Below are 24,697 nucleotides of genomic sequence, written 5' to 3' on the forward strand. Positions count from 1 at the left end.
CCGGGTCCACCCCGCGCCACGCGCGGAACCGCGAGAACCGGAAGAAGCGGACATGAACAGCGGGACGGGAAGGCCGGGTGGGGCCGTGCTGGGCGGCGTCGGGCAAGCGGAACCGGTGGGGTCGGAGCACTCCGGCGCCGGTTCGGCCGAGAGGGGCGGCGGCAGCGGTCCGCCGGCGTCACACGGTGGTGCGAGACCACCGCACCGCTCGCTGAGAGCGGCCATGGGAGCCGCCGTGGTCCTGTGTCTGGCGGCGACGCTCATCCATGTGGTGCTGGTCTTCCTGCACGTGGCACCCGCCAATGCCGTCTCGCAGCGTTACAGCCGGCAGATCGACGCCTGGATCTACCCGGTGTTCGAGCAGAACTGGCGGCTCTTCGCCCCGGATCCGGAGTCGGTCAACCGGCAGATCTCCGCGAGGACCATGCGTACCGCTCCGGACGGCACGGCGGAGGTGAGCGGATGGTTCGACCTGAGTGATGTGGACACCACCGCGATCGAGCACAACGTCTTTCCGAGTCACACGACCCAGAACATGCTCCGCCGTGCCTGGAGCTCCTACCTCGAAACGCTCGGCGGTGACGACCTGCCGCGCTCGGAGCGGGCCGTGATGATCCAGCGGTACCTCCGCAACATCGCGGCGGACCGGGTCGCCGACCGGCGTGGCGGCTCCTTCGACTCCATCCAGCTCCGGGTCGTCACGCTGCCCGTGGGCGCACCCGGGTCCGCGCGGAGCGACCGCCCCGCCACCGCCGTGGACACCCGTTACCTGCCCTGGTGGAAGGTGGCCCCCCATGGCACCGACTGAGCCGACCACGCCCATGACCGCACCCACGCCCATGACCGCACCCACGCCCGCGACCGCACCCACGCCCACGCCCACGGCCCCCGGGCCGTCGGCGGACGGCACCGGGCGAGCGGGCTCGCGCACGGTGACGCGGTGGGCACTCGACCGTCTCGCCGCGATCTTCGCCCTCCTCGTCGAGCGGCCGGTCTCCCTGTACGCGGCGGCGGTCCTGCGCATCGGGTACGGGCTGCTCTACCTCGTCTTCCTGCTGCGCGAGTTCCCGCACCGCGACGAGATCTGGGGGCCCGGCTCGCCGTGGACTCCCGTACTGGCGCGACAGCTCTTCGACCAGACGGGCTGGGCGAGCATTCTCACCCTGTCCGACAGCCGCGCCTACTTCGAGCTCTGCTACGGAGCGGCTGTCGTCACGTCCGCGCTGTTCCTGCTCGGCTGGCGGACCAGAGTGGTGTCCGTACTGTTCGCCCTCGTGGTGGCCTCGTTCCACGCCAGGGCGATCTTCATGACGGACGGCGGGGACAACCTGATCCTCCTCATGGCCGTCTACCTCGTCCTCACCGCCTGCGGCCGGCGCTGGTCCCTCGATGCCCGCCGGGCCCGTCTGCGCTCGGCCGCCGGGCCGCGGCCACGCCTCCCGTGGCCGCCGTTCGGGGGCGAGCTCCGGACCCATCTGCGCGACGCCCGGCTGAGCCTGGTCACCGTCCTGCACAACTGCGGGATGCTGGTCATCGCCGCCCAGGTCTGCTTCCTCTACGGCTCCGCCGGCCTGTACAAGGTGCAGGGCGGCACCTGGGGAAACGGGACCGCCCTGCATTACGCCCTGAACCTGCACCTGTTCCGGCCGTGGCCGGCCCTCTCCGCCATGGCGGACGACCACGAGGTGCTGATCGCCGCGGCGTGCTACCTGACGGTGCTGCTCCAGGTCGCCTTCCCCTTCGTCCTCTTCGGCAGGCTCAAGTACCCCGTCCTGGCCATGCTGCTGACCATGCACGTGGGCATCGCGGTGGTCCTCGGCCTGCCGCTCTTCTCCGCCGCGATGATCGTCGCCGACGCGGCCTTCCTGCCGGACCGCTTCTACCGCTCCCTGGGGCCGCTGTGCCGGCGCGCGGTCCGGCGTACGGGCACCGGCGGGAAGGAGACACCCCCCGGCCCGGAAGCCGGCCTCGTCCCCGCGCAGCCCGGACGGGCCGGCTGAGTGGCCGCCGCCGGACCGTACGGCGCGGCCGCTCGGTGCGCCGGTCACGCGCCGCCGGCCGACCGGCCCGCCGGGCCGCCCCGCCCCCGCCCACGCGTGACCGATCGACGCCCCTTATGTCCCGATATGATGGCTTTATGATCAAGCTTGGCCGGCTGCGGCGCCGCCCCTTCCACGGCGACAGGTGGGAAGCCACTGCTCAGCTGTCCCCCGTGGTCCTCACGGTCCTGATCGCCGCCCTGGCGTTCTCCACCCCCAGGGAGATCGCCTTCAGCCGTCTCCTGCCCGCCGCGCCGGCCCTCGCCGCCGCACTGTGGCCGGTGCTCCCCACGATCCTGCTGGGGACGTTCTGCCTGCTGGTCATGATCACGCTCAGCTTCTTCCACACCGACCTGGGCACGCCGTACACCGGGGCGGCGATCGTCGCCGTCACCCTGGCCGCCGCGTACGCGAGCCATCTCCGCCTCCAGCGGGAGGAGACGCTCTTCCACGTCCGGCTCGTCGCCGACGCGGCCCAGAAGGTGCTGCTGCGCCCCCTGCCCTCCCGTATCAACGACGTCGAGATCGAGTCCCTGTACCTGGCGGCCCAGGAGCAGGCCCGGATCGGCGGCGACTTCTACGAGGCGGCCGACACCCCCTTCGGGGTGCGGCTCATCATCGGCGACGTGCGCGGCAAGGGCCTGACCGCGGTGGGCGCGGCCTCGGCGGTGATCAGCTCCTTCCGGGAGTCCGCGTACGACGAACCCGATCTGCGGGGCATCGTCCGGCGCCTGGAAACCAGCATCACCCGCCACATCGCCATGTTCCCGGGCCCGGACGTGCCGGAGCGCTTCGCCACCGTCCTCATGGCGGAGGTCCCCCGCGGCGGCGGCATCATCAGGCTCCTCAACTGCGGCCACCCACCGCCGCTGCTGGTCCACCACCGGTCGACCCGCGTCCTGGACCCCTCCACCCCCTCCCCGCCCCTCAACCTCTCGACGCTCATCGGAGACACCTACTGCGTCGACACCGTCGCCTTCGCCCCCGGCGACCAGATCCTGCTCTACACCGACGGCGTGACGGAGACCCGGGACCGAGCGGGTGAGTTCTTCCCCCTCCCCACCTGGATGCGCGCCCAGGACCCGATGCCTCCCCGCGAGGTCCTCGACCACCTCCACCGCGAACTGCTCCGCTACAGCGGCGGCCGCCTCGACGACGACATCGCGGCCCTCGCCCTCCGCTACGACAAGCCCCACACCCCCCGCCCCCGCCCCACCGGCTCCCGCTGACCCCCCCGCGAACGCGTCCACACGCGCCGCGGAGGTCCCCCGGTCATGGCGCGGGGCCGCGGGCTGGTGTGCCCGCGGCCCCGCTCGGGCGTCGGGTCAGGACGGGTCGCCGTACTGGAGGCCACGTCCGTTGGTGCCGACGTAGACGCGCCCGTAGGTGTCGGGGTCCCCGGTGATGACGCCGACGGCTCCGATGCTGCCCCACTGGTGGGCGTCGTCGTTGACGCGGAGCCAGGTGGCGCCCCCGTCGGTGGAGCGGAAGACGCCGCTGACGTCCTTGACGGTGCCGATCAGGTACAGCGCCTGGTAGGAGGCGCCTGGTGCGGCTTTGCCGAAGCCGAGCGCGGAGGCGGACCGCACCGTGGTGAGCGTGGTGAAGGTGCGGCCGCCGTCGGTGGAGTGCAGCAGCCCCTTGGCATCGCCGGCGATCCACAGGTCCCCGGCGGTACCGGGGACGGCCGTGAGCCGGCCCGCGGGCAGGTTGGTGGCGCGGGCGGTGAAGCTCGCGCCGCCGTCGGTGCTGACGTGCAGAGTGCCGCCGGCCAGTGAGTAGAAGGTCCTGGCCGAGGAGCGGTCGGCGACGACCACGGCGTCGGTGCCCAGGCCGCTGACCTTCGACCAGCTCGCCCCCCTGTCGGTCGACCGGTAGGGGACCTGACCGGCCTGGGTCCAGACGATGGTGGAGCCGTCCGCCGAAAGCGCCGCACGGCCGCTGTCGGCGCTGCCGACCGGCTCCGACGCGAAGCCGTTCCAGGTGGTGCCGCCGTCGGTGGAGTAGGCACCGTCCTTCTCGCCGCCGCGGCCGACGCGGACCATCACCGAGGGGTTGGACTGGGCGAAATCGATGTCGGTGCTGTTGGTCATCATCGGGTTCTTCAGTCGCCCGGCGGGCACCTCGGTCAGGGAGTCGTGGCGGAACCCGCCCAGATCGCCCATGGCCGTGACGACGTGGGCGCCACCGGGCGGGGCGATCGCGTCCAGCAGCGAGGTCTCCTCCAGCCCTCGGGCCCCCACGGTCCAGTGACTGGTGCCGCCGGTGTCGGTGGCGGTGGCGTCCTTGCTGCGCCAGATGCCGCTGCCGGTGCCGTACAGCACGTGCCCGGAGTCGAAGGGGTCGATGGCCAGGGCGGTCATCCAGTGCCCGACGCCGGTACCGACGTAGGGAGCGGCGGAGGCGTTCCGTACCGATGTCCCGGCCAGTGCCTTCCAGGTCGTGCCGCCGTCGGTGGTCCGGTACACCTCGTCCTCGGGCCACCAGCGGTCGAGGGTGGTGACCATCACCGTGGAGGGCTTGCGCGGGTCGACGGCCAGACCGGAGAACCCGTAGTCGCCCCGGGAGGGGGAGACGTCCTTCCACGCCCCGTCGGCCGGCGTGTGCTTCCAGACCGAGCCCGCCGTCACGCCGTTGGGTCCGAGCGCGTCGGTGTACGTCAGGTACAGCGAGCCGTCACCGGAGAGCACGCCGTGCTGCGGCAGCCGGCCGGTGGGCTGCCCGGGGACGGCCTGCCAGGTGCTGCCGCCGTCGGTCGAGCGGTAGAGGGAGGTGGACCTGTCGGCGACGCCGACGTAGACCGTCCTGCTGCCGGCCGGGCCGTACGTCACGAAGGAGACGCCCGCGCCGCTGCTCGCCCCGTCCCTGACGGGGAACGAGGAGACCTGGCTCCAGGTCGCGCCGTGGTCGGTGCTGCGCCACAGGCCGTTCTTGCGGGTGCCCAGCAGCAGGGTGCCGTTGTTCGCGGGGTCGATCGCCAGCCGTTCGCCCGCCCCGCGGCCGTCCTCGTTGCCGCCCAGCTTGAACGGCAGATCGGTGCGCTGGAAGGTGCGGCCGCGGTCCTGGGAGCGCAGGATCGCACCGTTGCCGGCCCACCCGTTGGTGTAGGTGCCCGTGGCGAGGTAGAGCCGGCCGGGGTCGACGGGGTCGGTGGCCAGCGCGTCGATGCCCAGCAGGTTCCAGTCCTTCTCGCCGAGCCAGTCGGTCAGCGGGATCCACTGCTCGGCCGCGCTGTCCCAGCGGTAGGCGCCGCCCATGTCGGTGCGTGCGTACAGCAGCCCCTTCTCGCGCGGGTTGAACACCAGCCCGGTGACGTAACCGCCGCCCACCACCGGGGCGTTTTTCCACACGTACGGTCCGGTCCCGGCCGCCTGCGCTCCGGCCGCCCTCACCAGCTTCCACTGCTGGTTGGTGCTGCCCCTGCCGGGATACTGGATGACCGCCGCCCCCTGGGCCGTGGAGCCTCCGGAGACGTCCAGGACCTGGCCGCTCCTGCGGGAGGTGAGGGTGACGGCGCCGGATCCGCCCACCTCGTCGATCCGCCACTCCTGTGCGGAGGAGGAGGTGTCGGTCTGCTGCTCGGCGGCGGCTCCCTCGGCGGTCGAACCGCCCGCTATGCCCAGCACCTTGCCGCTGTTGCGGTTCACCAGCTCGTAGTAGCCGTCCCCGGCGGGGCGCAGCTTCCACTGCTGGTTGGCGGTGTTCTGGTCGGTCCACTGCTGGATGCGGGTGCCGTCGGCGGTGGAGAAGGCGTTCACGTCCAGCGCCTTGCCACTGCGTACGGAGACCAGCCGGTAGTAGGCGTTGCCGTCGACCGTCGCGGCCTCCGAGCCGTCCTGTACGAACAGGAGGTACGGCACGAGGAGGGCGGGCGCACCGATCAGCAGTCCGGTCCCGGTCCAGCGACGGCGGTGACGCCGCCGGCGCGCGCCGTTCGTGGGGTTCTTCATGGGGGGTCGTTCTCCTTGCGTTTACCGTGGATCGGGCGGGTCAGCGCTTCAGCGTGAGGACACCCGGCCGGTACGGCAGCCGGTCGTAGGGGCCGTCCGCGGTCGGGGACTTGCCCTGGTAGAGGAACTGCAGGTTGCAGGGGTCGATGGTCATGGTCTGGTCGGGGTTGGTGCGGACCAGGTCACCGTGGCTGATGTCGTTGGTCCAGGTGGCACCGCTGTTGGCCTTGCCCGCGAAGGGGTTGCTTTCGCTCGCGGCCTGCGGGGTCCAGGGTCCGCTCAGGCTGGAGGCCGTGAACGAGCGGAAGTAGCGGCGCTCGTTCGCTCCCCGAGCCTCGACGATCATGAGGTACTGGTTCTGGCCCTGGACCTTGTAGACCTGCGGCGCCTCGAAGAGGTTCTTCGTGGTGTCGCTCATGACCGTCGTGTACGACGAGCCGAAGTTGCCCGGGAAGTTCCCGATCGGCATGCTCGCCCGGTAGATCTTGCCGTTGTCACCGGCGAAGAACAGGTACATGTTCTGGCCGTCGGCGATCAGGGTCTGGTCGATCGGGCCGGTGGGCGAGTCGGTGCGGGGGATGGTGCCGGTGAACAGCGGCTGGGGCGCGGACCAGCCGTTGGGGTCGGTGGGGTCGCTCGACGTGCGGTAGCTGAAGGGCCACGCACCCCACTGGTACGCCAGCACCCAGATCTTCTTGGGCGCGAAGTAGAACAGGGTGGGCGCCACCGCCTTCTGGCTCATCCCGGTCTGGCCGGCCGACGCCATGTCCGACCAGTTCGTGAAGGGGCTGAACGCCATCGAGCCGTACGAGGTCCCCGACGCGCTCGACGCGTAGACCAGGTGCTTGCCCTTGTGCACCACGTGGGTGAAGTCCTTCACCGCGTCCCACCCGTTCGCCGGCTGCGCCAGCGCACCCGTCGAACTCCACTTGTACGTCGTGGGAAGAGCACACGTACTGCCGCCCGTCCCGGACGGGGCGGTCCACTTCTGGTTGTCGACGGACGCGCAGGTGTAGAGCTGGATCCTGGTGCCGTTCGCGGTGGCCGCGCCGACGGCGTCGAGGCACAGCCCGGATTGGACACCGGTGATCGTGCCGTTGGTGTTGACGTTCCACTGCTGGTTGGCGCCGCCGTTGCAGTCCCAGATGACGACCGGGGTGCCGTTGGTGGTGCCCTTGCCCTTGGCGTCCAGGCACTTGTCGCCGTGGATCTTGAGCTGCTTGGCGGCGGTGAGGGTCCAGCGCTGATCGGCCCGTCCGCCGCAGTCCCCCAGTTGCGCCTGGGTGCCGTTGGCGGTGGCCGGGTCGGGGAGGCCGATACAGCGGCCGGAGGGCACGCCCCTGATCTCTCCGGTGCCCTCGGCCGGCGTGGCCGGGGAGGTACCGGAGCCGGAACGGAGGGCGTCCATGACGGCGCCGTACGCGGGTTTGGGCTTGCCGTGGCCGTCGAACAGCAGGGGGCTTTCGTCGCTGCGCCAGGAGTCGCTGTCACGGACGCCCCACACCGTGATGCCGGTGCACCGGGCCACGGACAGGCAGGCCTTCACCGTGTCGGCGTAGTGGGCGGGTGACGCCCCGGCGATGTCCAGCTCGGTGATCTGGACGTCGACACCCAGGGCGGCGAAGCTGGACAAGGTGGTCCGGAAGCTGGACGGCGGGCCGCCGGTGCCGAAGTGGCTCTGGAACCCGACGCAGTCGATCGGCACGCCGCGGGAGCGGAAGTCCTTCACCATCCTGTAGACGCCCTGGGTCTTGGCGTCCGACCAGTTCTCGATGTTGTAGTCGTTGTAACAGAGCTTGGCCGAGGAGTCGGCCGCCCGGGCGGTGCGGAACGCCTCCTCGACGAAGCCGTCGCCCAGCACGTCCTGGAAGACCGAGCTGCGGTGCCGGCCGGAGCCGTCGGCGAACGCCTCGTTGACCACGTCCCAGGCGTAGACCTTGCCCCGGTAGCGGGCCATCAAGGTGGTGATGTGGTCCTTCATCACGCCGCGCAGCGTCTGCGCGTCGCGGATGGACCCGACCCAGGCCGGGAGCTGCCGGTGCCAGACCGGGGTGTGGCCGCGCACGCGCTGGCCGTGCGCCAGGGCACGGTCGACGATCTTGTCAGCGGCGCCGAAGGTGTACCGGCCGCGGGACGGTTGGACGGCGTCCCACTTCATCTCGTTCTCCGGGGTGATCATGTTGAACTCCCGGTCCGCGATCGCGGTGTACGCCGGGTCGCCGAGCCGGCCTGCGGCCACCGCCGTGCCGAAGTACCGGCCCGAGGGGGCCGCCTGGGTACCCAGGGCCGCGGCTCCGGCGGAGCTGGGGAGGAGCGTCACCACACCGGCCACCACCGCCGCGGCCGACAGTCCCGCCGTCAGTGTTCGGCGACCCCGGCGAAACCGGTGCAGGCCCTTCATGTCTCCTCGGGCGCCGCGGGCCACCCGGGGTGCCGTCATCTGCGTATCGGACGCCCGGTGTTCGTGGGTGTGTCGTCTCATGGGAGGCGCTTTCTTCAGGGGATGCGTCAGCGGGGGAACCCGCCACGCCGGCACGGATCGTGTCGGCGGGAAGGGCACCCCTGAAGTGGAGGCTTCCGGACCGGCGGGCTCGTAACAGAAAAGTCGCGCCGTCCGGACGATCGCCCGGTGATGCATCTCGCGGGCGGAAAGTGTTACGCCGGGCCCCGCGGCCCGCTCGCCCTGCCGAGCGACCCGGTCCCGCGTGCCGGGGGGCGTCTCAGGTCCGCGCGCCGCGCACGACGAAGGAAGCCTGGCCGGCGAAGGCCCGGGTGCCGTCGGAGCCGTCGAGCCGGATGCCGCCGTCGCGGTGGCGGAGGACCGATCCGGGATAGTTGTGCGCGTGCAGGGTCACCGACCCGGCGACCGCCCCGGGACGCGGACAGAAGGTGGCGTCTTCGCGGAACAGTTCGCTGCCGTCGTCGGTGCTCAGCCGCAGCCGCAGGTAATGGTGGCGAAGATACCGGCCGTCCGCGGCGAGGAAGGTGACACACCGTGCGTCGGCCAGTCCCTCGACGACCGTGAAGGTGACCCGTTGCCGTGCGCCGTCGCTGCTGGACGCGGAGACCCGGCCGAGCGTCGCGAAGTCGCCGGCGTACGTGACGAACAGGCCGGGCTGGTCGACGGACTCCAGCGACCGTGCGCCCAGCGGAACAACGCCCGTGACGGCGGACGGACTCACCGGGGACGGTTCGGCCGACGGGGTCCGGGTGCTGCGCGACGGGATCGGCGTGGGAGTGCCGGCCGTGGGAGCGGCGACGACGCCGGGCGCCCGAGGCGCCGGTTCGGGCCAGGTCGCGTAGGTGGCGGCCCCGGCGACGATCACCGCGCCGGTGGCGAGGCTCACCATCGGATGAGCGGTCACCGCGTGCAGTTTGCCGATCAGCGAGCCGTGCAGCCCGCCTCCGCCCACCGCCGTGCCGACGGTGGTGTGTGCCGCGGCCAGCCCGGCGGCGCCCGCCGCCGTACCCGACAGCAGGCCCTTGGCGGCCAGCGCGGCGATGAGCGTCGCCGGGACGGCCAGCGGCGCGATATCGAGGAGCAGCAGTTCGGCCGGAACCCGTTGTGTCGCCGTCGCCGTGCAGACCGGGCAGGCGCGGGTGTGCCGCGCGATCCGCTTGCGCCACACAGGTGTACGGAGACCGTCCCAGCCGACGACGGTCTCGTTGAGCTGCGGACAGCGCGGGTTCGCCTCCAGCGCGGCGACGATGGTCCGGCTCAGATCCAGTTGCTCGCGCATGCGCTGGAGGCGTACTCCGGCGTGGGCCGCACTGAGCCCTGTCGCGTCGGCGATGTCGTGACGGCTCAGCAGGCCGGCGCATTCCTGCCACCACAGCGACAGCAGCACCCGATGGTCCGGGTCGAGCCACCGGGCGGCCTCGACCACCTGGCGGCGCTCGTCCGAGAGGTGCAGACGCAGCATCGTCCTGTCCTCGAGCGCGGCGCCGACGGCCGGTACCCGGAGCGCCTCGTCCATGACCGTGGTCCGGTCGGCGAGGGTGCGTTGCCGGTGCCAGTGGGAATTGATCTGACGGAGCGTGATCGACACCAGCCAGGACCGGAAGCTTTCCGGGGCACGCAGGGCGGGCAGGTCGCGCACCACGCGCAGCAGGGTTTCCTGGACGACGTCGTCGACGTCGGCATGTCCGCTCAGCGCTCGCCCGACGATGTTGTAGAGCAGCGGCAGGTATGCGGCGAGCAGCTCCTCGCGCGCCCGTTCGTCACCGGCCTGCGCCGCGACGACCAGCCTCGCGTGGTCCGCGTCCATGAGCCCCATTCCCATCCCCCACCTCCCCCGAAGAAGCGATCCGCCGATCACGGCGCCACACCTTAACGTCGGCGAGGTACACGGCCAAAGCGCGCGCTTCGGACCGATGAACCGGCCCCGCCCGGGCCACCCCCAGGCCCCCCTGAGGCACCACCCACGGCCCCCCTGACCCGGTCCGGACAAGAAAAGGGCCCGGGTCGATGACCTGGGCCTTCTGCGTGGAGCGGGTGACGGGAATCGAACCCGCGTTCTGAGCTGGGGAATCACCGGTGGTTCGGGCTGTTGGACGGGCTCCGACCTGTGCACGGATGGGGCACGGGTGGCGGCAGTGCAACAGAGCCTGAGGGCCGGCGGGTCAAAGAGGAATGATGCGGATGTGGCTGCCGCAGAGTTTGGCCATGTCGTCGCTGTCGGACGTCAGCAGAGCGACGGGTTTCGGCTGGCGAAGCGCGACTTCGGCGACCGTGGCGCCGATGGCGTATTCGTGCCCGTGCAGTCCGGCGTCTTTCAGGAGTTCCGCTGCCGCTTTCGCCGCTTGTTCGGTGACCGGCTCCACTTTGACGCGGGACAGAGCCCAGTTCAGGCGAGGCATGTTGGTTCGGGAGTGGCTGACTTCCACGATGGTGTTCGCTCCGATGACGAGGTCGGCTCCCATGTCGTGGAACACCTGCAGCATGGCGAGGAGCTTGCGGTCCTGCGCGATCCAGGCGGACAACCCTTCCGCGTCCAGGACGACGGTCTCGATGCGCTCGCTCACGCGGCGTCCGCGCCCTTGGAGGAGCCGGCGGAGCCGAAGATCTTCGCGCGGGCCTCGGCAAGCTCCTCGTCGCTGAAGGATCCGTGCTCCTCCTCGTGGCGGCGGAGGTCGTTGCCCAGGAGCTGGTGGTCGTCCGTGATGGGCGCCCTGAGCTCCGCCTTACTGGATCAGGGCGTGCAGGGCCGATGCCGATGCCCCGGCGCCGGCCAACCCGGCCAGCACAAGAGAAGCCTTCTGGGCAAGGTCCCTGAACCGTCCAGACAACAAACAAGGCCCTGGTCTCCGACCAGGGCCTTCGTCATGGAGCGGGTGACGGGAATCGAACCCGCGCTCTGAGCTTGGGAATCACCGCAGATCCGCAGCGGCTCCTGCCTCGGAGCTGGGCAAACGGTCGGGTGCCGCCGATACAGGGCTTACCCCTAAGTCCGTTGGGGACCGTGGTTCGCCGCACGATCTGGCACGCGTCTGGCATGGCTTGGGGACGAAGAAGCGCCATGTCCGCTCTACCCCGCATCGCTGCGAACTTTCCCGATCCCCTGCCGCCAGTCAATCAGATGGGCTGACTTGGAACCGTGGGCGCGGGAGCATGGAGCATGGCCATCTCGCTCCGGTCCCTCGGCGCCGTTGCCGCCGCTCTTTCGCTTACTGGTGGTGCGTTCTTGGCAGGCCGCTTTACCGCGCCTGTCTCAAACGCCGGACCTGCCTCGGCCTCGGCCGACCTGTGCGCAGACGCCTGGAAGGTCGTTCGCCAAGCCAATGATGACGCCCTGGCCACGGAGGGAGACGTGCGCACAGGCCACCTCCGGACCGGGGCCAACGCCATACTGCAGAACCCCGACTGCTTCGGGGCCCGTGAGCGAGCCATTGCTCAGTCAGCCCTGGACGCGATCAACATGCCCCGCGATAGAGGACTAGACCCCATCGACACATTCCTCCTCGATGACTAAGTAAGCGGTCCATACGTAGGACGTGAGTCCTCGGTTCGTGCTGCTCCTGCCCGCGCTCGGCCTGGCCTGCTTGGCCTGTGCCGGGGACCTGGCTCGCAGGGGTTTCGTGGCCTCACCTGCTCGCGCTAGAGAGGTTGACGCCCTGAATGTATCGAACTAATGTTCGACATCGCTAGGTTCCAAAAAATGGCCCTCACGTGAGGTACTATTTTTGGAACCTAGCCATGCTGGAGGTCACGTGGAACCCGTGTGTCACGTCGGTGTCGCAGCGGTGCAGCGTCTGCGCGAGTTGGGGCTCACCCCCGAGGATCTGCACAAGGCCATCGCCGGCGGCTCCGCCGAGGCGCGGCTGTGCACAGAGATGGATGCACCAGGCATGGCGGGTTATGCCTTCTGGTCGCGGAGCAATCGCACGTTTCGGGAACGAATGGCTCGTATGGGCTGGACGTACAGCAACGCTCAGTCGATTCTTCGGACTATCAATCCTTCCGGAGCCTTCGCGATCACCGCTGTTAGCGGCTCGGGTATGGTTGGCGAAGAGGCTGCGAGCTTCTCCGGGGATGTTCGGACGAAAAATCCGAAGGGCTCCGCAGTGGCGAAGCTCGTAGAGCGGAACTTCGTGCAGCTTCCCCTCTTCCCTGTGTCCTTTGACGCGCGAGAGGAAGTGGAGGCGAATGACCTGCCCACGTGGTTCCTCCTCTACAAGTCGAGCAAGGAGGGCCTGAGCTTCGAGTTGTCACTTCCCGTCGAGATGCATGGGAAGCATGTGGATACGTGGCGAGAGCGCATCATTCTCGATGACAACCCGTTCCTGGGTGCCGAGTTCGACATCAAGCGTCTGGATGAAGTGCCGTCCGTGGCGCCGGTAGAAGTTTCGGTGCAATTCAAGGGAGCTCTGTAATCCCTTTGAGCTCGGGAGAGAGTCATGCTTACTGCTTCGCGGTTGGTGCTTGCGCGAAAGAGGAGGCGATTGACCCTTTCCAGTCTGGCCAAGAGGTCCGGTATCTCAGTGCGGAGCCTTACAGCCTTCGAGAACGGGCATAAGGTTCCGGCGCCAGAAACCCTGGAAGCCCTAGCTGAAGCTCTGGGGCTTCCAGTCTCATTCTTTCAGGCCGCTGATGTCGAAGAGGTAGCCCTCGACTCGGTTAGTTTCCGAGCATTGTCCAAGATGAGTGCTCTCGATAGAGATTCTGCGAGAGGTGCCGGCCGTATTGTCGTGGAAATCAATGATTGGGTAGAGCAGCGCTTCAGCCTGCCTGAGCCAGACGTTCCCACGCTGCCGCATCTCTCACCTGAAGACGCCGCTGAGAGGGTGCGCGCGCTGTGGGGCCTTGGTGAGGCCCCGATCCCTAATATGGTCCACTTGTTGGAATCGCACGGCGTTCGTGTGTTTTCTCTAGCGGCCGACTGTTCAGCGGTTGACGCTTTTTCGTTCCGGTGGAAGCGAACTCGGCCGTTTGTTGTGTTGAACCTGGATAAGACTGGTGAGCGAGGGCGATTTGATGCCGCTCACGAGCTTGGGCATCTAGTTATGCATTCGGAGCATCGAATCCCTCACGGCTCCGATGCCGAACAGGAAGCTCAGCAGTTTGCGTCGGCCTTCCTCATGCCAAGATCAGGACTGCTGGCTCAGCAGCTATATTCGGCGGATGCTCGGCGGATCTTGAGTGCCAAAGTGAAATGGCGGGTTGCCGCTGTAGCCCTGGCCTACCGGTTGAAGGACTTGGATCTTCTTTCGGAATGGAATTATAGGACGGCCGTTAAGCAGCTTTCCCAGATGGGGTATCGGAGTGGTGAGCCGGGCGGGATTGTAAGGGAGAGTTCCCAATTGCTTGGCAAAGTCTTCTCGGTATTGCGTTCGGAGGGGATCTCCGCTGCTCGTATGGCTGAGGATCTAAACTTGACCGTTGATGAGCTAAATCTGCATGTATTTGGTCTAGTTCCTATGGCGCTGGACGGCGGCGAGCACACCAGTGCTCCTATTCGCCCCAATCTGACGGTCGTTGGCCGCTGACGTCCAAGGTCGGTGGAGCGGGTTTGGCCGGTGGCCTGCCCGGTTTGGGGCCGAGCATGATCAGGGGGCCGTACGCTGGTTGGCAACTCGGGCAGGCTTTGGACCTGCCCGTAATGAGCACGAGTGGCCCCCTGGTCTTGCTCGGCGCGGGACCCGGACCGGGGAGGTGGCTAAAGCCGTGGAGCCGACCGCCCCAGCTACAGCGGGTTTCTCCCACCATCAACCCGAGCTGCTAGGCGTGCGGCCGGCGGCCGGGCCGGAGCGGGGCGGAGACAGGAGCGTCGGCCCGGACGACGGGCCGCGCGCGCCGCGCTGTGCGCGGCGGGTGCCTTGATGAAGTAGGGAAAGTTCTACCGCGCTGGAAGCAGGTGGCGTCCGTCGTGGCTCCGGACGTGCGGGCCTTCCCCGTCTAGGGCGTCCAGCAGCCGGACTGCGTAGACCTCGGACATCCGCTCGGTGATCTCTTCGGGCGTGAGCCAGTCGACTGCCAGCGATTCTGCCGACGTGCGTTCGGTGCCCCCGGAGGGCTTGCAGCGGAACACCAGGGCGACGATGCCCCGAGCCGTGTTCTTGTAGACGCCGGTCAGCTCGTCGACCTCGACGCGGATGCCGGTCTCTTCCCAGACCTCGCGGGCTACGCCTTCTTCCGGCGACTCCGCCAGTTCCAGCACTCCGCCCGGCAGCTCCCAAGTCCCGTTGTCCGCGCGCCGGATTGCCAGGAGCCGCCCGTCCTCCCGCACCACCGCCCCCGCCACGGACACGGAGTGCAGCGGCGTCGCCTTGCGTTGCTGAAGAGCCTTGCTCATGGCATGAGCATAGGAGCAGGAGGGCGTCTGAACTGCCAAGTCAGATACGGGCGAATGCTGCTGTGGCATCGTCGTGTTGCTTGCTGCGAGGCCACCGCTCAAGGTTGGCGTCACTCAACTCGGCGTGCCGAACCTGAGAGATGAGGTCGGCAGGGCCGCGCCGTTCGAGTAGGTCCAGGCAGTTGCGCCAGTCGCCCAAAGCGAAGGTGTCCACGAAGCGTGCCGCTCCGTCAGTCATCAACGCCATTCGTACTACGTCAGTCGCCGTTCCGGTAAGCGCCTGTCCGGCTGCCTCTGGGTCCGCTGCGGCTACCCAGTACCCGCCTGGGGTGTTACGCATCGAGCGTTCGGCTTGGACCAGTGCGGAGTGGCCATGGTGCCTCGCGGCTGACCCTGTCCGGGCGGCCTGCATGGCTGCGCGCTTCTCGTGGGCTACCGCGGCTAGACGTCGATCGGACACGACCTCTGTCTCCCGCCCGTGGTCCAGGACGAGGGACGAGTCCCCGAGGACCAGCCATTCCAGGGCTTCTCCCCGTGCCCGCACTGCGCTGACCGTGGCAGAAGGCGAGAACGGATTATCGACGGCACAGGTCGTCCTGTGGAGATCCGCTGTGTGCCTGATCGCCTCGGCTAGGCACTGGGGCAGCCCCAGATGACTGCGGCTCGCCTCCCTGTGCAGAGCCGTTCCCAGCTCCCGCGCGAACCAGGCGACACCGTGAGTGCACCCGGTGTCCATACCTTCTGGGGTGCCGGCACCGTCCAGGACCACCAAGCAATCGGCGCTGGCGATCACGAAGTCTTCGTTCTCGCGGTTCGGTCGGGCCACGCTGGCCAGGGAGACGATCACGTCAGTCCACCTTGTGTAGAAGCACCTCACTGAGGGCTCGGCTACCCGTGACGGCTTTCGTTCCACGTTCGTAGTCACAAGCGATGACCATGGAGAATTCCGCCGTAGTGGCCTGCTCGTAGACGCTAGCCAGGTTCTCAGTGAGGAAGTGGGCGACGCCGAGCGATCCCACAGCATGCACCCCCGCGACCAGCAGGAAGGAGCCTCGGCCGTCGGGCCGGGGCAACCTGCCGAGGTAGGCGATATCGCTAGGAGTCGGCTCGTCGGGATCGTCGGTGGGGGAGGTGTAGGTCTTGCCGCTGGCCCGCTCGATCAGTGCCCATCGACCATCGGCCAGGGTCTCGAAGGAGAGTCGTGGGTCCGCAGCGAGGGCAGCCGCTGTTACGGGCGACGTCTTCGGTCCGCACACGACGATCAGGTCGTCCCGGTTGAGATCGATCTCGCCAGTCGTGGGGATGTACTCCAGATCGCCGTCGAGCTGGAGCTTGTGGGCCAGCCCGAGAAGCTTCTGCCCGGTGGCGCTGTCCTCCAAGGCCACGTACTCGCGTTCACCAGGCCGCTGCGGTACGGCCACGCGAACGTGCTGGGTCCCGATGAAGACGCGCTCGGGTGGTGGTCCGGCATCGCGCAACTGGGCAACCCGGGCCCGGCTGACGCCCATGAGCTTGGCGACGTCCGCCATGGAATGACCGTGGTCGCGGAGCCAGGCAATGCTTTCCTTGCGCATGCGTGAGGTCTCGACCACGGCTGCCTGGAGCTCGGTCATCAGGTCGACCGCTGCTTTGACCCGCAGTCGGTGATCTTGCATGGCTGCGACGCGTCGGACTTCCTCAATCACTTGCGATGCCTCGCGCATCTCCCTCGGGGCGTGTCTTCATACCTCGATGCTAAGGGGGGCTTGACGCCTACGGCTAGCCGGTGCACTCTACTGGTAACCCCCCCTTAGCAAGAGGGGGCTCGCGACGGGTGTGGTGGTAACCCACCCTTATCAGGAGATGTGAATGCCTTCCTTCAAGATCGACCTCTCGACCGCTGTCGTCTTCGTTGCGACCCCGCCGACGCCGAAGTTGGTCAACAAGCAGACCGGGGAAATCGCCGTGGACCGGGAAACCGGTGCCCAGCTCGCCACGGTCGGCCTGCTGATCTCCGACGACGGTGAGGGCAACCTGTACCAGGTGACCGTCCCGCAGACGGGTGTCCCGGAAGGGCTCGCCCCGGGGACGCCGGTCTCGGTCATCGGGCTCAAGGCCCGCGACTGGGAGCGTGACAACCGGCACGGCATCGCCTTCCGCGCCGTGGCCGTCACCTCGCTGGCGGGCTGACCGATGACCGGCGGACAGATCACTGCGCTGATCGGCTTAGCGCTCGTTGCGGCCGGGCTGGTGCTGCTGCGTTGGAAGCGTCCCGCCTGGTACTGGGTCGGCTTCGCCGCCCCCGCCAAGCTGGTCCGGATCGTGGTTACCTACCGCTCCGTGATGGAGGCGTGCGGGCTGACCGAACCTCCGTCCCGCATCCGCCTGGCGGTGGCTGCGGCTACCAACCGGAACGCGACCCGCATGGTCCCCCGCCTCACCCGCTGCCGGATCACCGCGAACGGCATGGTGCTGCGGATCAGGCTGAGGCCGGGCCAGGAGGTACGCGACTTCCAGACAGCCACCGAACGACTGCGCCACTCTTGGCGGGCCCACGGGGTCCACATCAAGGCGCTCAAGCCGGGATGGCTGCAAATCCGGATCATTGGCTACGACGTACTGAGGCGAGTCGTCATGCCCCGCACCGCGATACCCGACCTGCTCTCGGTGCCGCTCGCGCTCCGCGCTGACGGGGGCGTCCACGTGCGGGACTTCCGCACCATCGCTCACGAGCTGGTGATCGGCGCGACCGAGTCGGGCAAGTCCGTTTACCTGCGCGGGCTGTTCAAGGGCCTCGCTCCACAACCGGTCGCCCTGGTGGGGATCGACTGCAAGTGGGGTGTGGAACTGGCCCCGTTCGCACGCCGCCTGTCGGCGCTCGCCTGTACGCCGGAGGAAGCAGCGGAACTGCTCGACGCCCTGGTCGTCGAGATGACCAGCCGCTACGAGCTGATCCGCTCGGTGCAGCGGCTGGCGCGTGATACGCCGCTGGAGTCGTTCACCTCCGACATCTGGGGGCTCGATGAGGACATGCGGCCGGTGCCGGTCGTGGTGTTCATCGATGAGGTGGCCGAGCTGTTCCTGACGGCCACGGCTGCAGACGAGAAGCGGCGGGATCAGATGGTGTCCCAGCTCGTACGTCTCGCTCAGCTCGGCCGGGCCGCCGGCATCTATCTGGAGGTCTGCGGCCAGCGCTTCGGCGCGGAACTCGGCAAGGGAGCGACCGCGCTGCGTGCCCAGCTCAGCGGCCGGGTCTCGCACCGGGTGAATGAGGAAGCCACGGCCAAGATGGCACTGGGCGACATCGGCCCGCTCGCGATGAACGCGGCCACCGCGATACGGCCTGACAAGCCGGGGACCGCTGTTGTCGGCGTCTCCTCCGGTAGCTGGTCGCTGATCCGGAGCCCGTTCACGAGCCTCGATGACGCCGTGGCGGCCTGCAACGAACACGCGGCCATGACGCCGTACCTCCTGTCGCTCGACGCGTTCCACCCGGACACCACCCTGTCCACGATGGCGCTCGTCGCCGACAAGGCGTGATCCGGATGCGGTCGTCCCTGCGGCTCGACGCCGTACTCGTACAAGCCGTCATCGCCGGTGCCCTGTCCTTCTCCCACTTGCACGACCTGGCGGCAGCCGCCGGGCAGGACGGTTGGAAGGCATGGGCCTACCCGATCTCGGTGGATCTGCTGCTCGTCGCCGCCTGGCGCCAGCTCCGGGCGTTGCGTGGAACCGATGCTCCAAGGCGGTCGGCATGGACCTGGTTCGCGGTAGCGCTCGCCGCCTCTCTCGGGGCGAACGTCGCCACGGCTGGGCTGCTCGACCTGAACGACGTCCCGGACTGGTTGCGCATCCTCGTCGCCGGGTGGCCGGCACTCGCCTTCCTCGGCGGCACCCTCCTGGTCCACACCCCGACTCCCGAGCAGGCCCCCGCACAGCCGGAAGAGGTCGAAGCCGCCGAACCGGAGCCGGTACGCGAGGAGATCAACGAGCCGGAACCGGCCCCGGCCCTGCCGCCTGCCCCGCCCGGTCCCACCGTCCCGCCTGCGCTCATCGCCCATGCCCGCAAGCTCGCCGACGCCCACCAGGCGTCGACCGGCCAGCCCATCGACGCCGACACCCTGCGCGCCCGCCTCGGAGTCCCCGCCCCGATGGCCGACGCCATCGCCGCCCAACTCGCCTGAGAGGAGGTGAACCCGTGGCCCGCAACCGCTTCTGGGACGTCGACCGCATCGGCCCCGTCCAGATCGGCACCCACCACGACCGCAACGGCCGTGAAGCGCACGCCGCCGCCTGCACCGCGCCCGGCTGCGACTGGTCGGCCGACTACCTGAGCCGCGCCGCCGCCGAGCTCGCCGCCCGTACGCACCGCTGCAACCCCCGCTGACAGCAAGGGAGATCACCGCCATGGACGTCCCGCTCTGGCTCGGCCTGATCGTCGTCGGCTGGCTCGGCATCAAGCTCGTCCGTCCGCCCCTCTGGCTCGTCGTCGTCCTGATCCTGGGCGGCTACCTGCTCGCCGACAGCTTCCTGAGCCCCGCCATCGACCCGCTCGCCAAGTAGGAGCCCACCGTGTTCAAGCCCAAGTACCCGCCGTCCGACACTCACCAGGCGATCGCGACCCACACCACCCCGGCTCCCGTCGTCCCGACGCACCAGGCCCCGTCCGGCCTCGTCCAGAAGGCAGGCGCCAACCCCACGGCTGCCGTGGTCGGCGTCGTCGCGGTCGGAGCCGTGCTCGTCTCCACGCTCCTGGCCGTGGCCATCACCGGTATCGCGCTCTCGATCAGCGGCGTGGTGCTCCTGCTCCTGGTCCGCCTGCTCCGCCAGGAACTCAACCGCTGACCGGCCTCCGGGCGGTGCCACAAGCCGCCAAGCATCGCCACCGCCCCGGACGGCCCGCACAACGCCCCTTCCAACCGCAACAAGGGAGAACCGTGGACTCGCAAGCGCTCGCCTTATCCCTGCCTCTGCTCGGCTGGGCCGCCCACTCCGGGTACCTCGCCCACCGGCTGGCCACCGCTCGCCGCGACCCGCTCACCGGCCTCCGCACCCGCGCCGGTTGGACCGCTCGGGCCGAACGCCTCATCCGCCGGCACCCTGACGCCTTGGTCCTGCTCCTGGACGTCGATGACTTCAAGACCCTCAACGACACCTACGGCCACGCCGCCGGGGACGCCGTGCTCACGGCCACTGCCCAGCGCCTCGCGACCTGGTGCGGACGCTATGGCATCGCGGGTCGCCTCGGCGGAGACGAGTTCGTCGCCGTCATCCGCTCCGCCGACGCCGACGACATCGACCGGCTCGTCGACCTGCTGCACGAACCGCTCGCCTACGCCGGTAAGCGCGTCCCGGTGTACGTCTCCGTCGGCGCCTGCCGCGTCGCCGACCTGCCGGTCGCCAGCCTGTCCGACGCGCTCTCCGCTGCCGACGCCCACATGTACGAGATCAAGGGCACGCCCGGCCGCCGAGGTGCCCGCACCCTCGCGCGCTGAGAACGACCACGCATCGACCGGCCTCCGGGCGGCGCACAAGCCGCCAAGCATCGCCGCCGCCCGGACGGTCCGGCCCCTTCCAACCGCAATCGAAAGGAAGCTCCATCATGTCCCAGCACAGCCCTGCCCGGACACGGGTCTGCCCCGACTGCGACGGCTTCCCCGTCGTCGCCATCGACACCGGCACTCGCCGCCCCGACGGCACCCGCGCCACGCTCCACGTCACCTGCCGCCGCTGCCTGGGCACCGGCACCACCCGCGTGCTGCGCCAGCAGGAGGTGAACGTCTGATGCCCCGCCGCTGGAGCCTCGGCCTCGACCGCCTTCACTACGAGGGCATCGACGGCGAGTACGAGCACCTGAAGAAGACCGCGCAGGCCCACAGGAAGCATGACGAGCCCAGGGGCCAGAAGTGGCCCAGCCGGGACCGTCGCAGTGACGACGTGTCGGGTCCGTCCAGCAGCGACGCCAGCACGCCGCAGAAGCGTCGGTGCTGGGGCCGGTGATCGCTTTGACCCACACCGCCACCATGGCGGGCCTGGACCCGGTCACCTTCAGCGACCTGCTGCGGGTGGCCGGGTCCCCCGGCTTCGACCGTTGGCAGGACCAGATCCGCCGCACCGGAGGCTGCGCCAACCCGATCCACCTGACCGGCTGGACCATCACCAAGGACAAGGCCACCGGCGAGACGCTCCACAGCTACTCCACCAAGGACGAGCCCGGCGGACGGCTCCGCCTCGCGTGCGGCAACCGCCGCGCCTCCCGCTGCCCGGCCTGCGCCTGGATGTACGCAGCCGACACCTACCACCTGATCCGCGCCGGACTCGCGGGCGACCAGGACAAGGAAGTCCCTGCCACCGTCCGCGAACACCCCCGCGTCTTCGCCACCCTCACCGCACCCAGCTTCGGCCCGGTCCACAACCGCCCCGACACCAGCCGCTGCCGCTGCGGCACCCAGCACCAGGCCGACGACGACGCACTCGGCACCCCGCTCAACCCGGACACATACGACTACGCCACTGCCGTCTTGTTCAACAACTACGCCGGGCACCTTTGGCAGCGCTTCACCAACCGCCTGCGCCGCGAGATCGCCGCCCGCGCCGGGCTCACCCAACGCGAGCTGAAGGAAGCCGCCCGCGTCTCCTACGGCAAGGTCGCCGAGTTTCAGAAGCGCGGTGCCGTGCACTTCCACGCCGTCATCCGCCTCGACGGACCGGAGGGCCCCGAGGACCCGCCGCCCGCCTGGGCCACCGTGCAGCTGCTCACCGACGCCATCCGCGCCGCCGTCGCCCACTCGTACACGACCGTCACCGTCCCGGCTGCCGCCCACCAACCCGCCCGCACCCTGCGCTGGGGCACCCAGCTCGACATCCGACCCATCCGCGCCTTCGAGGCCGGCACCGACATCACCGAACAGGCCGTCGCCTCCTACGTCGCCAAGTACGCCACCAAAGCCGCCGAAACGACCGGCACCCTGGACCGCCGCATCGGCGAGCTCGCCGAACTCGACCGTCACCAGGTCCCCGAGCATGCCCAGCGCCTCATCCGGGCCTGCAAGGAACTCGACCCGATCTATCCGGAGCGGCGGCTGTGGGCCTGGGCGCACATGCTCGGCTTCCGCGGCCACTTCTCCACCAAGTCCCGCCGCTACTCCACCACCCTCGGCGCCCTCCGCCAGATCCGGGCCGACTACCGCGCTGCCCAGCAGCGCGAATCCCTCGGCCTGCCCGGCCCCGACCACGACCAGGACGACACCGTCCTCGTCCTCGCCGACTGGCAGTACGCCGGACACGGCCACAGCCCCGGCGAATCGGTGCTGGCGGCCTCCATCGCCCGAGACCTCCAGCTCAACCGTGAAACGGCCCGCCAAGAACTTGCAGCTCTGGAAGGAGATCGGACGTGAGTGACGTCCTGCTGACCGTTGCCCAGGCCGCCCAACGCCTCGGCACCACCGACCGCTTCCCCCGGCGGCTGATCGCCGAACGCCGGATCGCCTTCGTCAAGGTCGGCCGCCACGTCCGCATCCCGGAGCGAGTCCTGGACGCGTACATCGAAAGGAACACAGTCCAGCCGGTCCAGCGTCGGCGCTCGCGCTACGGGAGGGCTGCCTAATGGGCAACCAGAAGGGAAGAAAGCGTAGTTTCGGGTCCATCAGGAAACTGCGCTCTGGGCGCTTCCAGGCCCGCTATCCGGGGCCGGACGGCATCGTCCGCCCTGCCCCCGACACCTTCGCGACCGCCCGCGACGCTGATGACTGGCTCGCCGAGAAGCAGACGGAGATCCGGCGAGGGGACTGGCAGGACCCGGACGCGGGTGCCGTGAACTTCAGCGAGTACGCGCTCCAGTGGGTAGACGAGCGGGGTCTCGCGGCCACGACGGACGAGCTGTACCGGCGCCTGCTGCGGCTGCACATCCTGCCCACCTTCGAGGACCTGGACCTCGACCAGATCACCGCCCCGCGCGTCCGTACCTGGCGGACCGAACGGCTTCGCACCACCGGCGCGTCCACGACCGTCGCCAAGTCCTACCGGCTCCTCAAGGCCATCATGGAAACCGCCGTCGACGACGAGCTGATCCGCCGCAACCCCTGCCGCATCCGGGGAGCGGGCAAGGAGTCGGCCGCCGAACGGCAGATCGCCACCGTCGACCAGGTCGACGAGCTCGCCGGGGCCATTGGGCTGCGCTGGCGGCTGATGGTCTACCTGGCCGCGTACGGCCCACTCCGTCCGGAGGAGCAGGCCGAGCTGCGTCGGAAGGACGTCGACCTCGACAACATGGTCCTTCGCGTGCGCCAGGCCGCGCCCGAGCTGAACACCGGCAAGCGTGCGGAGGGGCCGACCAAGTCCGTGGCGGGCAAGCGACTCGTTGTCCTGCCGGCCTTTCTCCGAACTGAGCTTCAGCGGCATCTCGACTGGTACGCCGAGGAAGGTCCGGATGGACTGCTGTTCGTGGGGGAGAAGGGGGCGCCGTTCCGTCGTTCCACCTTCGGGCGGAAGTGGCGACGGGCTCGGTCCCTCGTCGGGCTGCCGGACGACTTCCGCTTTTACGATCTTCGTCACACCGGGCACACCCTCACGACCCGCTCGGGTGCGACGCTCAAGGACACGATGGTCCGGGCCGGGCAGTCCACTGAGCGTGCCGCACTGATCTACCAGCACTCGGACCTGGAGCGTCAGAGGGAGGTGGCTGCGGGACTCGACCGGATGGTCCAGGCGCGGCGTGATGCAGTGGATGCCACAGCATCTGGCACGGATCTGGCACAGGAGCCCTGAGCCGGTCCGAACAACAAGAAAGGCCCGGGTCGATGACCTGGGCCTTCTGCGTGGAGCGGGTGACGGGAATCGAACCCGCGCTCTGAGCTTGGGAAGCTCATGTTCTACCATTAAACTACACCCGCGTAACACGCACCGGAGATCCGGTGCCGTACCGTCGCTCACTGTACCCCATCGGCAGGCCCCCGGTGTATCGCGCCGCGGGGTCTTTGTGCTGTGTGGGGGACGGATCCAGGTGCGCGGGGCGGGAGTTGGGGCATACGGTGGGGGGACGGGGTGCCGCCTGGAGTGGTGTCCTGTTGATCCCCTAATGTGGCTTTCTCGTCCACGCATTGTTGGGGAAGGGACTTGATGGACTCCATGGAGCGCACCGTCGTCCGCTGTGCCGAGGGGCACGTGTTCAGTACCGCTTCGTTCCCGATGCAGCAGCTCGGTGCCGGCCGGATCGGGCCGGGGAGGCTGCTGCGGTGTCCGCGCTGTGCCCGGCTGCGGCAGGCCGTGCCCGTGGTGCTCGAGCGGCGGTAGTACGTGGTGGGAGGCGCGCGGGGGTCGTCCGATTGGGGCGGGCCCGCGCGCTCTGCGTATCCTCGGGGCGTGCTTCTCTCAGACAAGGACATCCGGGCCGAGATCGACGCCGGGCGGGTACGCATCGACCCGTACGACGACTCCATGGTGCAGCCCTCGAGCATCGACGTGCGGCTGGACCGCTACTTCCGGGTGTTCGAGAACCACCGCTACCCGCACATCGACCCCGCGGTCGAGCAGGCGGACCTGACGCGGCTGGTCGAGCCGGAGGGGGACGAGGCCTTCATCCTGCACCCGGGTGAGTTCGTGCTGGCGTCGACGTACGAGGTGATCAGCCTCCCCGACGACCTGGCCTCGCGGCTGGAGGGCAAGAGCTCGCTCGGGCGGCTCGGCCTGGTGACGCACTCGACCGCCGGGTTCATCGACCCGGGGTTCTCCGGGCACGTGACGCTGGAGCTGTCGAACCTCGCCACGCTGCCGATCAAGCTCTGGCCGGGCATGAAGATCGGGCAGCTCTGCATGTTCCGGCTCAGCTCGCCGGCGGAGTACCCGTACGGGTCTGAGAAGTACGGATCGCGGTACCAGGGACAGCGGGGGCCGACCGCCTCGCGGTCCTTCCAGAACTTCCATCGGACGCAGGTGTGAG

The 24,697-nt window shown here is 69.2% G+C and carries 26 protein-coding genes, 1 tRNA gene and 1 pseudogene; 20 read left to right on the plus strand and 8 right to left on the minus strand.

All coding sequences use genetic code 11. The features are described 5' to 3' along the window. Positions 1 to 223 precede the first annotated feature (223 nt). From ACZ7LK_RS24985 to ACZ7LK_RS24995, 3 genes are all read left to right on the plus strand, one after another. The gene (locus ACZ7LK_RS24985; protein WP_471143465.1) at positions 224 to 808 is read left to right on the plus strand and encodes a DUF5819 family protein; all 585 of its coding nucleotides are present in this window, start codon (positions 224 to 226) and stop codon (positions 806 to 808) included. Beyond that, a complete protein-coding gene (locus ACZ7LK_RS24990) occupies positions 795 to 2,000 on the plus strand; it encodes an HTTM domain-containing protein (RefSeq protein ID WP_471143468.1) in 1,206 nt (401 codons plus the stop codon). Before ACZ7LK_RS24985 ends, ACZ7LK_RS24990 begins: the two co-directional genes overlap by 14 nt. 137 nt (positions 2,001 to 2,137) lie before the next feature. Next, the gene (locus ACZ7LK_RS24995; RefSeq protein ID WP_392275534.1) at positions 2,138 to 3,268 is read left to right on the plus strand and encodes a PP2C family protein-serine/threonine phosphatase; all 1,131 of its coding nucleotides are present in this window, start codon (positions 2,138 to 2,140) and stop codon (positions 3,266 to 3,268) included. Positions 3,269 to 3,364: 96 nt separating this feature from the next. Here the strand turns inward: ACZ7LK_RS24995 and ACZ7LK_RS25000 are convergent, their stop codons facing one another. The 4 genes from ACZ7LK_RS25000 to ACZ7LK_RS25015 form a co-directional block, all read right to left on the minus strand. Then, positions 3,365 to 5,989, minus strand: coding sequence for an RICIN domain-containing protein (locus tag ACZ7LK_RS25000; protein WP_469465289.1), 2,625 nt, complete (start codon positions 5,987 to 5,989; stop codon positions 3,365 to 3,367). A gap of 40 nt (positions 5,990 to 6,029) precedes the next feature. After that, positions 6,030 to 8,390 carry a non-reducing end alpha-L-arabinofuranosidase family hydrolase gene (locus ACZ7LK_RS25005; protein ID WP_471143471.1) on the minus strand — a complete coding sequence of 787 codons (2,361 nt, stop codon included), beginning with the start codon at positions 8,388 to 8,390 and terminating at the stop codon, positions 6,030 to 6,032. Between the two features lie 319 nt (positions 8,391 to 8,709). Beyond that, positions 8,710 to 10,272, minus strand: coding sequence for a sigma-70 family RNA polymerase sigma factor (locus ACZ7LK_RS25010; RefSeq protein ID WP_469465288.1), 1,563 nt, complete (start codon positions 10,270 to 10,272; stop codon positions 8,710 to 8,712). A gap of 340 nt (positions 10,273 to 10,612) precedes the next feature. After that, entirely contained in the window at positions 10,613 to 11,014 is a 402-nt protein-coding gene (locus ACZ7LK_RS25015; protein WP_471143473.1) for a DNA-binding protein, read from the minus strand. A gap of 1,218 nt (positions 11,015 to 12,232) precedes the next feature. Here ACZ7LK_RS25015 and ACZ7LK_RS25020 point away from each other — a divergent pair. From ACZ7LK_RS25020 to ACZ7LK_RS25030, 3 genes and pseudogenes are all read left to right on the plus strand, one after another. Then, positions 12,233 to 12,862 (plus strand): hypothetical protein, encoded by a 630-nt coding sequence (locus ACZ7LK_RS25020; RefSeq protein WP_471143475.1) that lies wholly within the window; start codon positions 12,233 to 12,235, stop codon positions 12,860 to 12,862. 24 nt (positions 12,863 to 12,886) lie between these two features. Next, positions 12,887 to 13,054 (plus strand): annotated as a pseudogene (locus ACZ7LK_RS25025) (helix-turn-helix domain-containing protein); the annotation flags it as partial. 123 nt (positions 13,055 to 13,177) lie between these two features. Then, on the plus strand, positions 13,178 to 13,975 hold the full coding sequence (locus ACZ7LK_RS25030) for an ImmA/IrrE family metallo-endopeptidase (protein WP_471143674.1): 798 nt from the start codon (positions 13,178 to 13,180) through the stop codon (positions 13,973 to 13,975). A 350-nt stretch (positions 13,976 to 14,325) separates the two neighbouring features. On the opposite strand, the gene ACZ7LK_RS25035 is transcribed toward ACZ7LK_RS25030, so the two are convergent. The 3 genes from ACZ7LK_RS25035 to ACZ7LK_RS25045 are packed head-to-tail and all read right to left on the minus strand — an operon-like array spanning position 14,326 to position 16,484. After that, complete coding sequence (locus ACZ7LK_RS25035) at positions 14,326 to 14,781, minus strand: NUDIX hydrolase (protein WP_471143477.1); 456 nt, start codon at positions 14,779 to 14,781, stop codon at positions 14,326 to 14,328. A 40-nt stretch (positions 14,782 to 14,821) separates the two neighbouring features. Further along, positions 14,822 to 15,706, minus strand: coding sequence for a protein phosphatase 2C domain-containing protein (locus ACZ7LK_RS25040; RefSeq protein ID WP_471143479.1), 885 nt, complete (start codon positions 15,704 to 15,706; stop codon positions 14,822 to 14,824). Further along, on the minus strand, positions 15,630 to 16,484 hold the full coding sequence (locus ACZ7LK_RS25045) for a sigma-70 family RNA polymerase sigma factor (RefSeq protein WP_471143481.1): 855 nt from the start codon (positions 16,482 to 16,484) through the stop codon (positions 15,630 to 15,632). The genes ACZ7LK_RS25040 and ACZ7LK_RS25045 overlap by 77 nt, the downstream gene beginning before the upstream one ends. A 145-nt stretch (positions 16,485 to 16,629) precedes the next feature. Here ACZ7LK_RS25045 and ACZ7LK_RS25050 point away from each other — a divergent pair, with 145 nt between their 5' ends. The 12 genes from ACZ7LK_RS25050 to ACZ7LK_RS25105 all read left to right on the plus strand — a co-directional run bounded on the left by ACZ7LK_RS25050 (position 16,630) and on the right by ACZ7LK_RS25105 (position 23,526). Next, complete coding sequence (locus ACZ7LK_RS25050; RefSeq protein ID WP_471143483.1) at positions 16,630 to 16,950, plus strand: SCO3933 family regulatory protein; 321 nt, start codon at positions 16,630 to 16,632, stop codon at positions 16,948 to 16,950. A gap of 3 nt (positions 16,951 to 16,953) precedes the next feature. Continuing rightward, the gene (locus ACZ7LK_RS25055; protein WP_471143486.1) at positions 16,954 to 18,300 is read left to right on the plus strand and encodes an FtsK/SpoIIIE domain-containing protein; all 1,347 of its coding nucleotides are present in this window, start codon (positions 16,954 to 16,956) and stop codon (positions 18,298 to 18,300) included. Positions 18,301 to 18,305: 5 nt separating this feature from the next. Further along, on the plus strand, positions 18,306 to 18,944 hold the full coding sequence (locus ACZ7LK_RS25060) for a DUF2637 domain-containing protein (protein WP_471143488.1): 639 nt from the start codon (positions 18,306 to 18,308) through the stop codon (positions 18,942 to 18,944). A gap of 14 nt (positions 18,945 to 18,958) precedes the next feature. Next, complete coding sequence (locus ACZ7LK_RS25065) at positions 18,959 to 19,147, plus strand: mobile element transfer protein (protein ID WP_471143491.1); 189 nt, start codon at positions 18,959 to 18,961, stop codon at positions 19,145 to 19,147. Between the two features lie 20 nt (positions 19,148 to 19,167). Next, the gene (locus ACZ7LK_RS25070) at positions 19,168 to 19,323 is read left to right on the plus strand and encodes a hypothetical protein (RefSeq protein ID WP_167536389.1); all 156 of its coding nucleotides are present in this window, start codon (positions 19,168 to 19,170) and stop codon (positions 19,321 to 19,323) included. Between the two features lie 9 nt (positions 19,324 to 19,332). Then, positions 19,333 to 19,605 carry a SpdD protein gene (locus ACZ7LK_RS25075; RefSeq protein ID WP_471143494.1) on the plus strand — a complete coding sequence of 91 codons (273 nt, stop codon included), beginning with the start codon at positions 19,333 to 19,335 and terminating at the stop codon, positions 19,603 to 19,605. Positions 19,606 to 19,697: 92 nt separating this feature from the next. After that, the gene (locus ACZ7LK_RS25080) at positions 19,698 to 20,255 is read left to right on the plus strand and encodes a GGDEF domain-containing protein (RefSeq protein WP_471143497.1); all 558 of its coding nucleotides are present in this window, start codon (positions 19,698 to 19,700) and stop codon (positions 20,253 to 20,255) included. Positions 20,256 to 20,362: 107 nt separating this feature from the next. Further along, a complete protein-coding gene (locus ACZ7LK_RS25085) occupies positions 20,363 to 20,545 on the plus strand; it encodes a hypothetical protein (RefSeq protein WP_471143499.1) in 183 nt (60 codons plus the stop codon). Then, on the plus strand, positions 20,545 to 20,760 hold the full coding sequence (locus ACZ7LK_RS25090) for a hypothetical protein (protein ID WP_471143502.1): 216 nt from the start codon (positions 20,545 to 20,547) through the stop codon (positions 20,758 to 20,760). Before ACZ7LK_RS25085 ends, ACZ7LK_RS25090 begins: the two co-directional genes overlap by 1 nt. 23 nt (positions 20,761 to 20,783) lie before the next feature. After that, positions 20,784 to 22,157, plus strand: a complete 1,374-nt coding sequence (gene repSA, locus ACZ7LK_RS25095) for a replication initiator protein RepSA (protein WP_471143675.1) — start codon at positions 20,784 to 20,786, stop codon at positions 22,155 to 22,157. Continuing rightward, the gene (locus tag ACZ7LK_RS25100; RefSeq protein ID WP_471143504.1) at positions 22,154 to 22,366 is read left to right on the plus strand and encodes an excisionase family DNA-binding protein; all 213 of its coding nucleotides are present in this window, start codon (positions 22,154 to 22,156) and stop codon (positions 22,364 to 22,366) included. Before repSA ends, ACZ7LK_RS25100 begins: the two co-directional genes overlap by 4 nt. Beyond that, entirely contained in the window at positions 22,366 to 23,526 is a 1,161-nt protein-coding gene (locus tag ACZ7LK_RS25105; protein WP_471143507.1) for a tyrosine-type recombinase/integrase, read from the plus strand. The genes ACZ7LK_RS25100 and ACZ7LK_RS25105 overlap by 1 nt, the downstream gene beginning before the upstream one ends. Before the next feature lie 51 nt (positions 23,527 to 23,577). On the opposite strand, the gene ACZ7LK_RS25110 is transcribed toward ACZ7LK_RS25105, so the two are convergent. Further along, positions 23,578 to 23,651 (minus strand) — tRNA-Gly (locus tag ACZ7LK_RS25110). 226 nt (positions 23,652 to 23,877) lie between these two features. On the opposite strand from ACZ7LK_RS25110, the gene ACZ7LK_RS25115 reads away from it, so the two are divergent. Both ACZ7LK_RS25115 and dcd read left to right on the plus strand, forming a co-directional pair. Beyond that, positions 23,878 to 24,051 carry a hypothetical protein gene (locus ACZ7LK_RS25115; protein ID WP_392275525.1) on the plus strand — a complete coding sequence of 58 codons (174 nt, stop codon included), beginning with the start codon at positions 23,878 to 23,880 and terminating at the stop codon, positions 24,049 to 24,051. Between the two features lie 69 nt (positions 24,052 to 24,120). Then, positions 24,121 to 24,696, plus strand: coding sequence for a dCTP deaminase (gene dcd / locus ACZ7LK_RS25120; RefSeq protein WP_336323542.1), 576 nt, complete (start codon positions 24,121 to 24,123; stop codon positions 24,694 to 24,696). Position 24,697 lies beyond the last annotated feature (1 nt).

The sequence above is a fragment of the Streptomyces sp. NPDC039423 genome, from assembly GCF_055598725.1.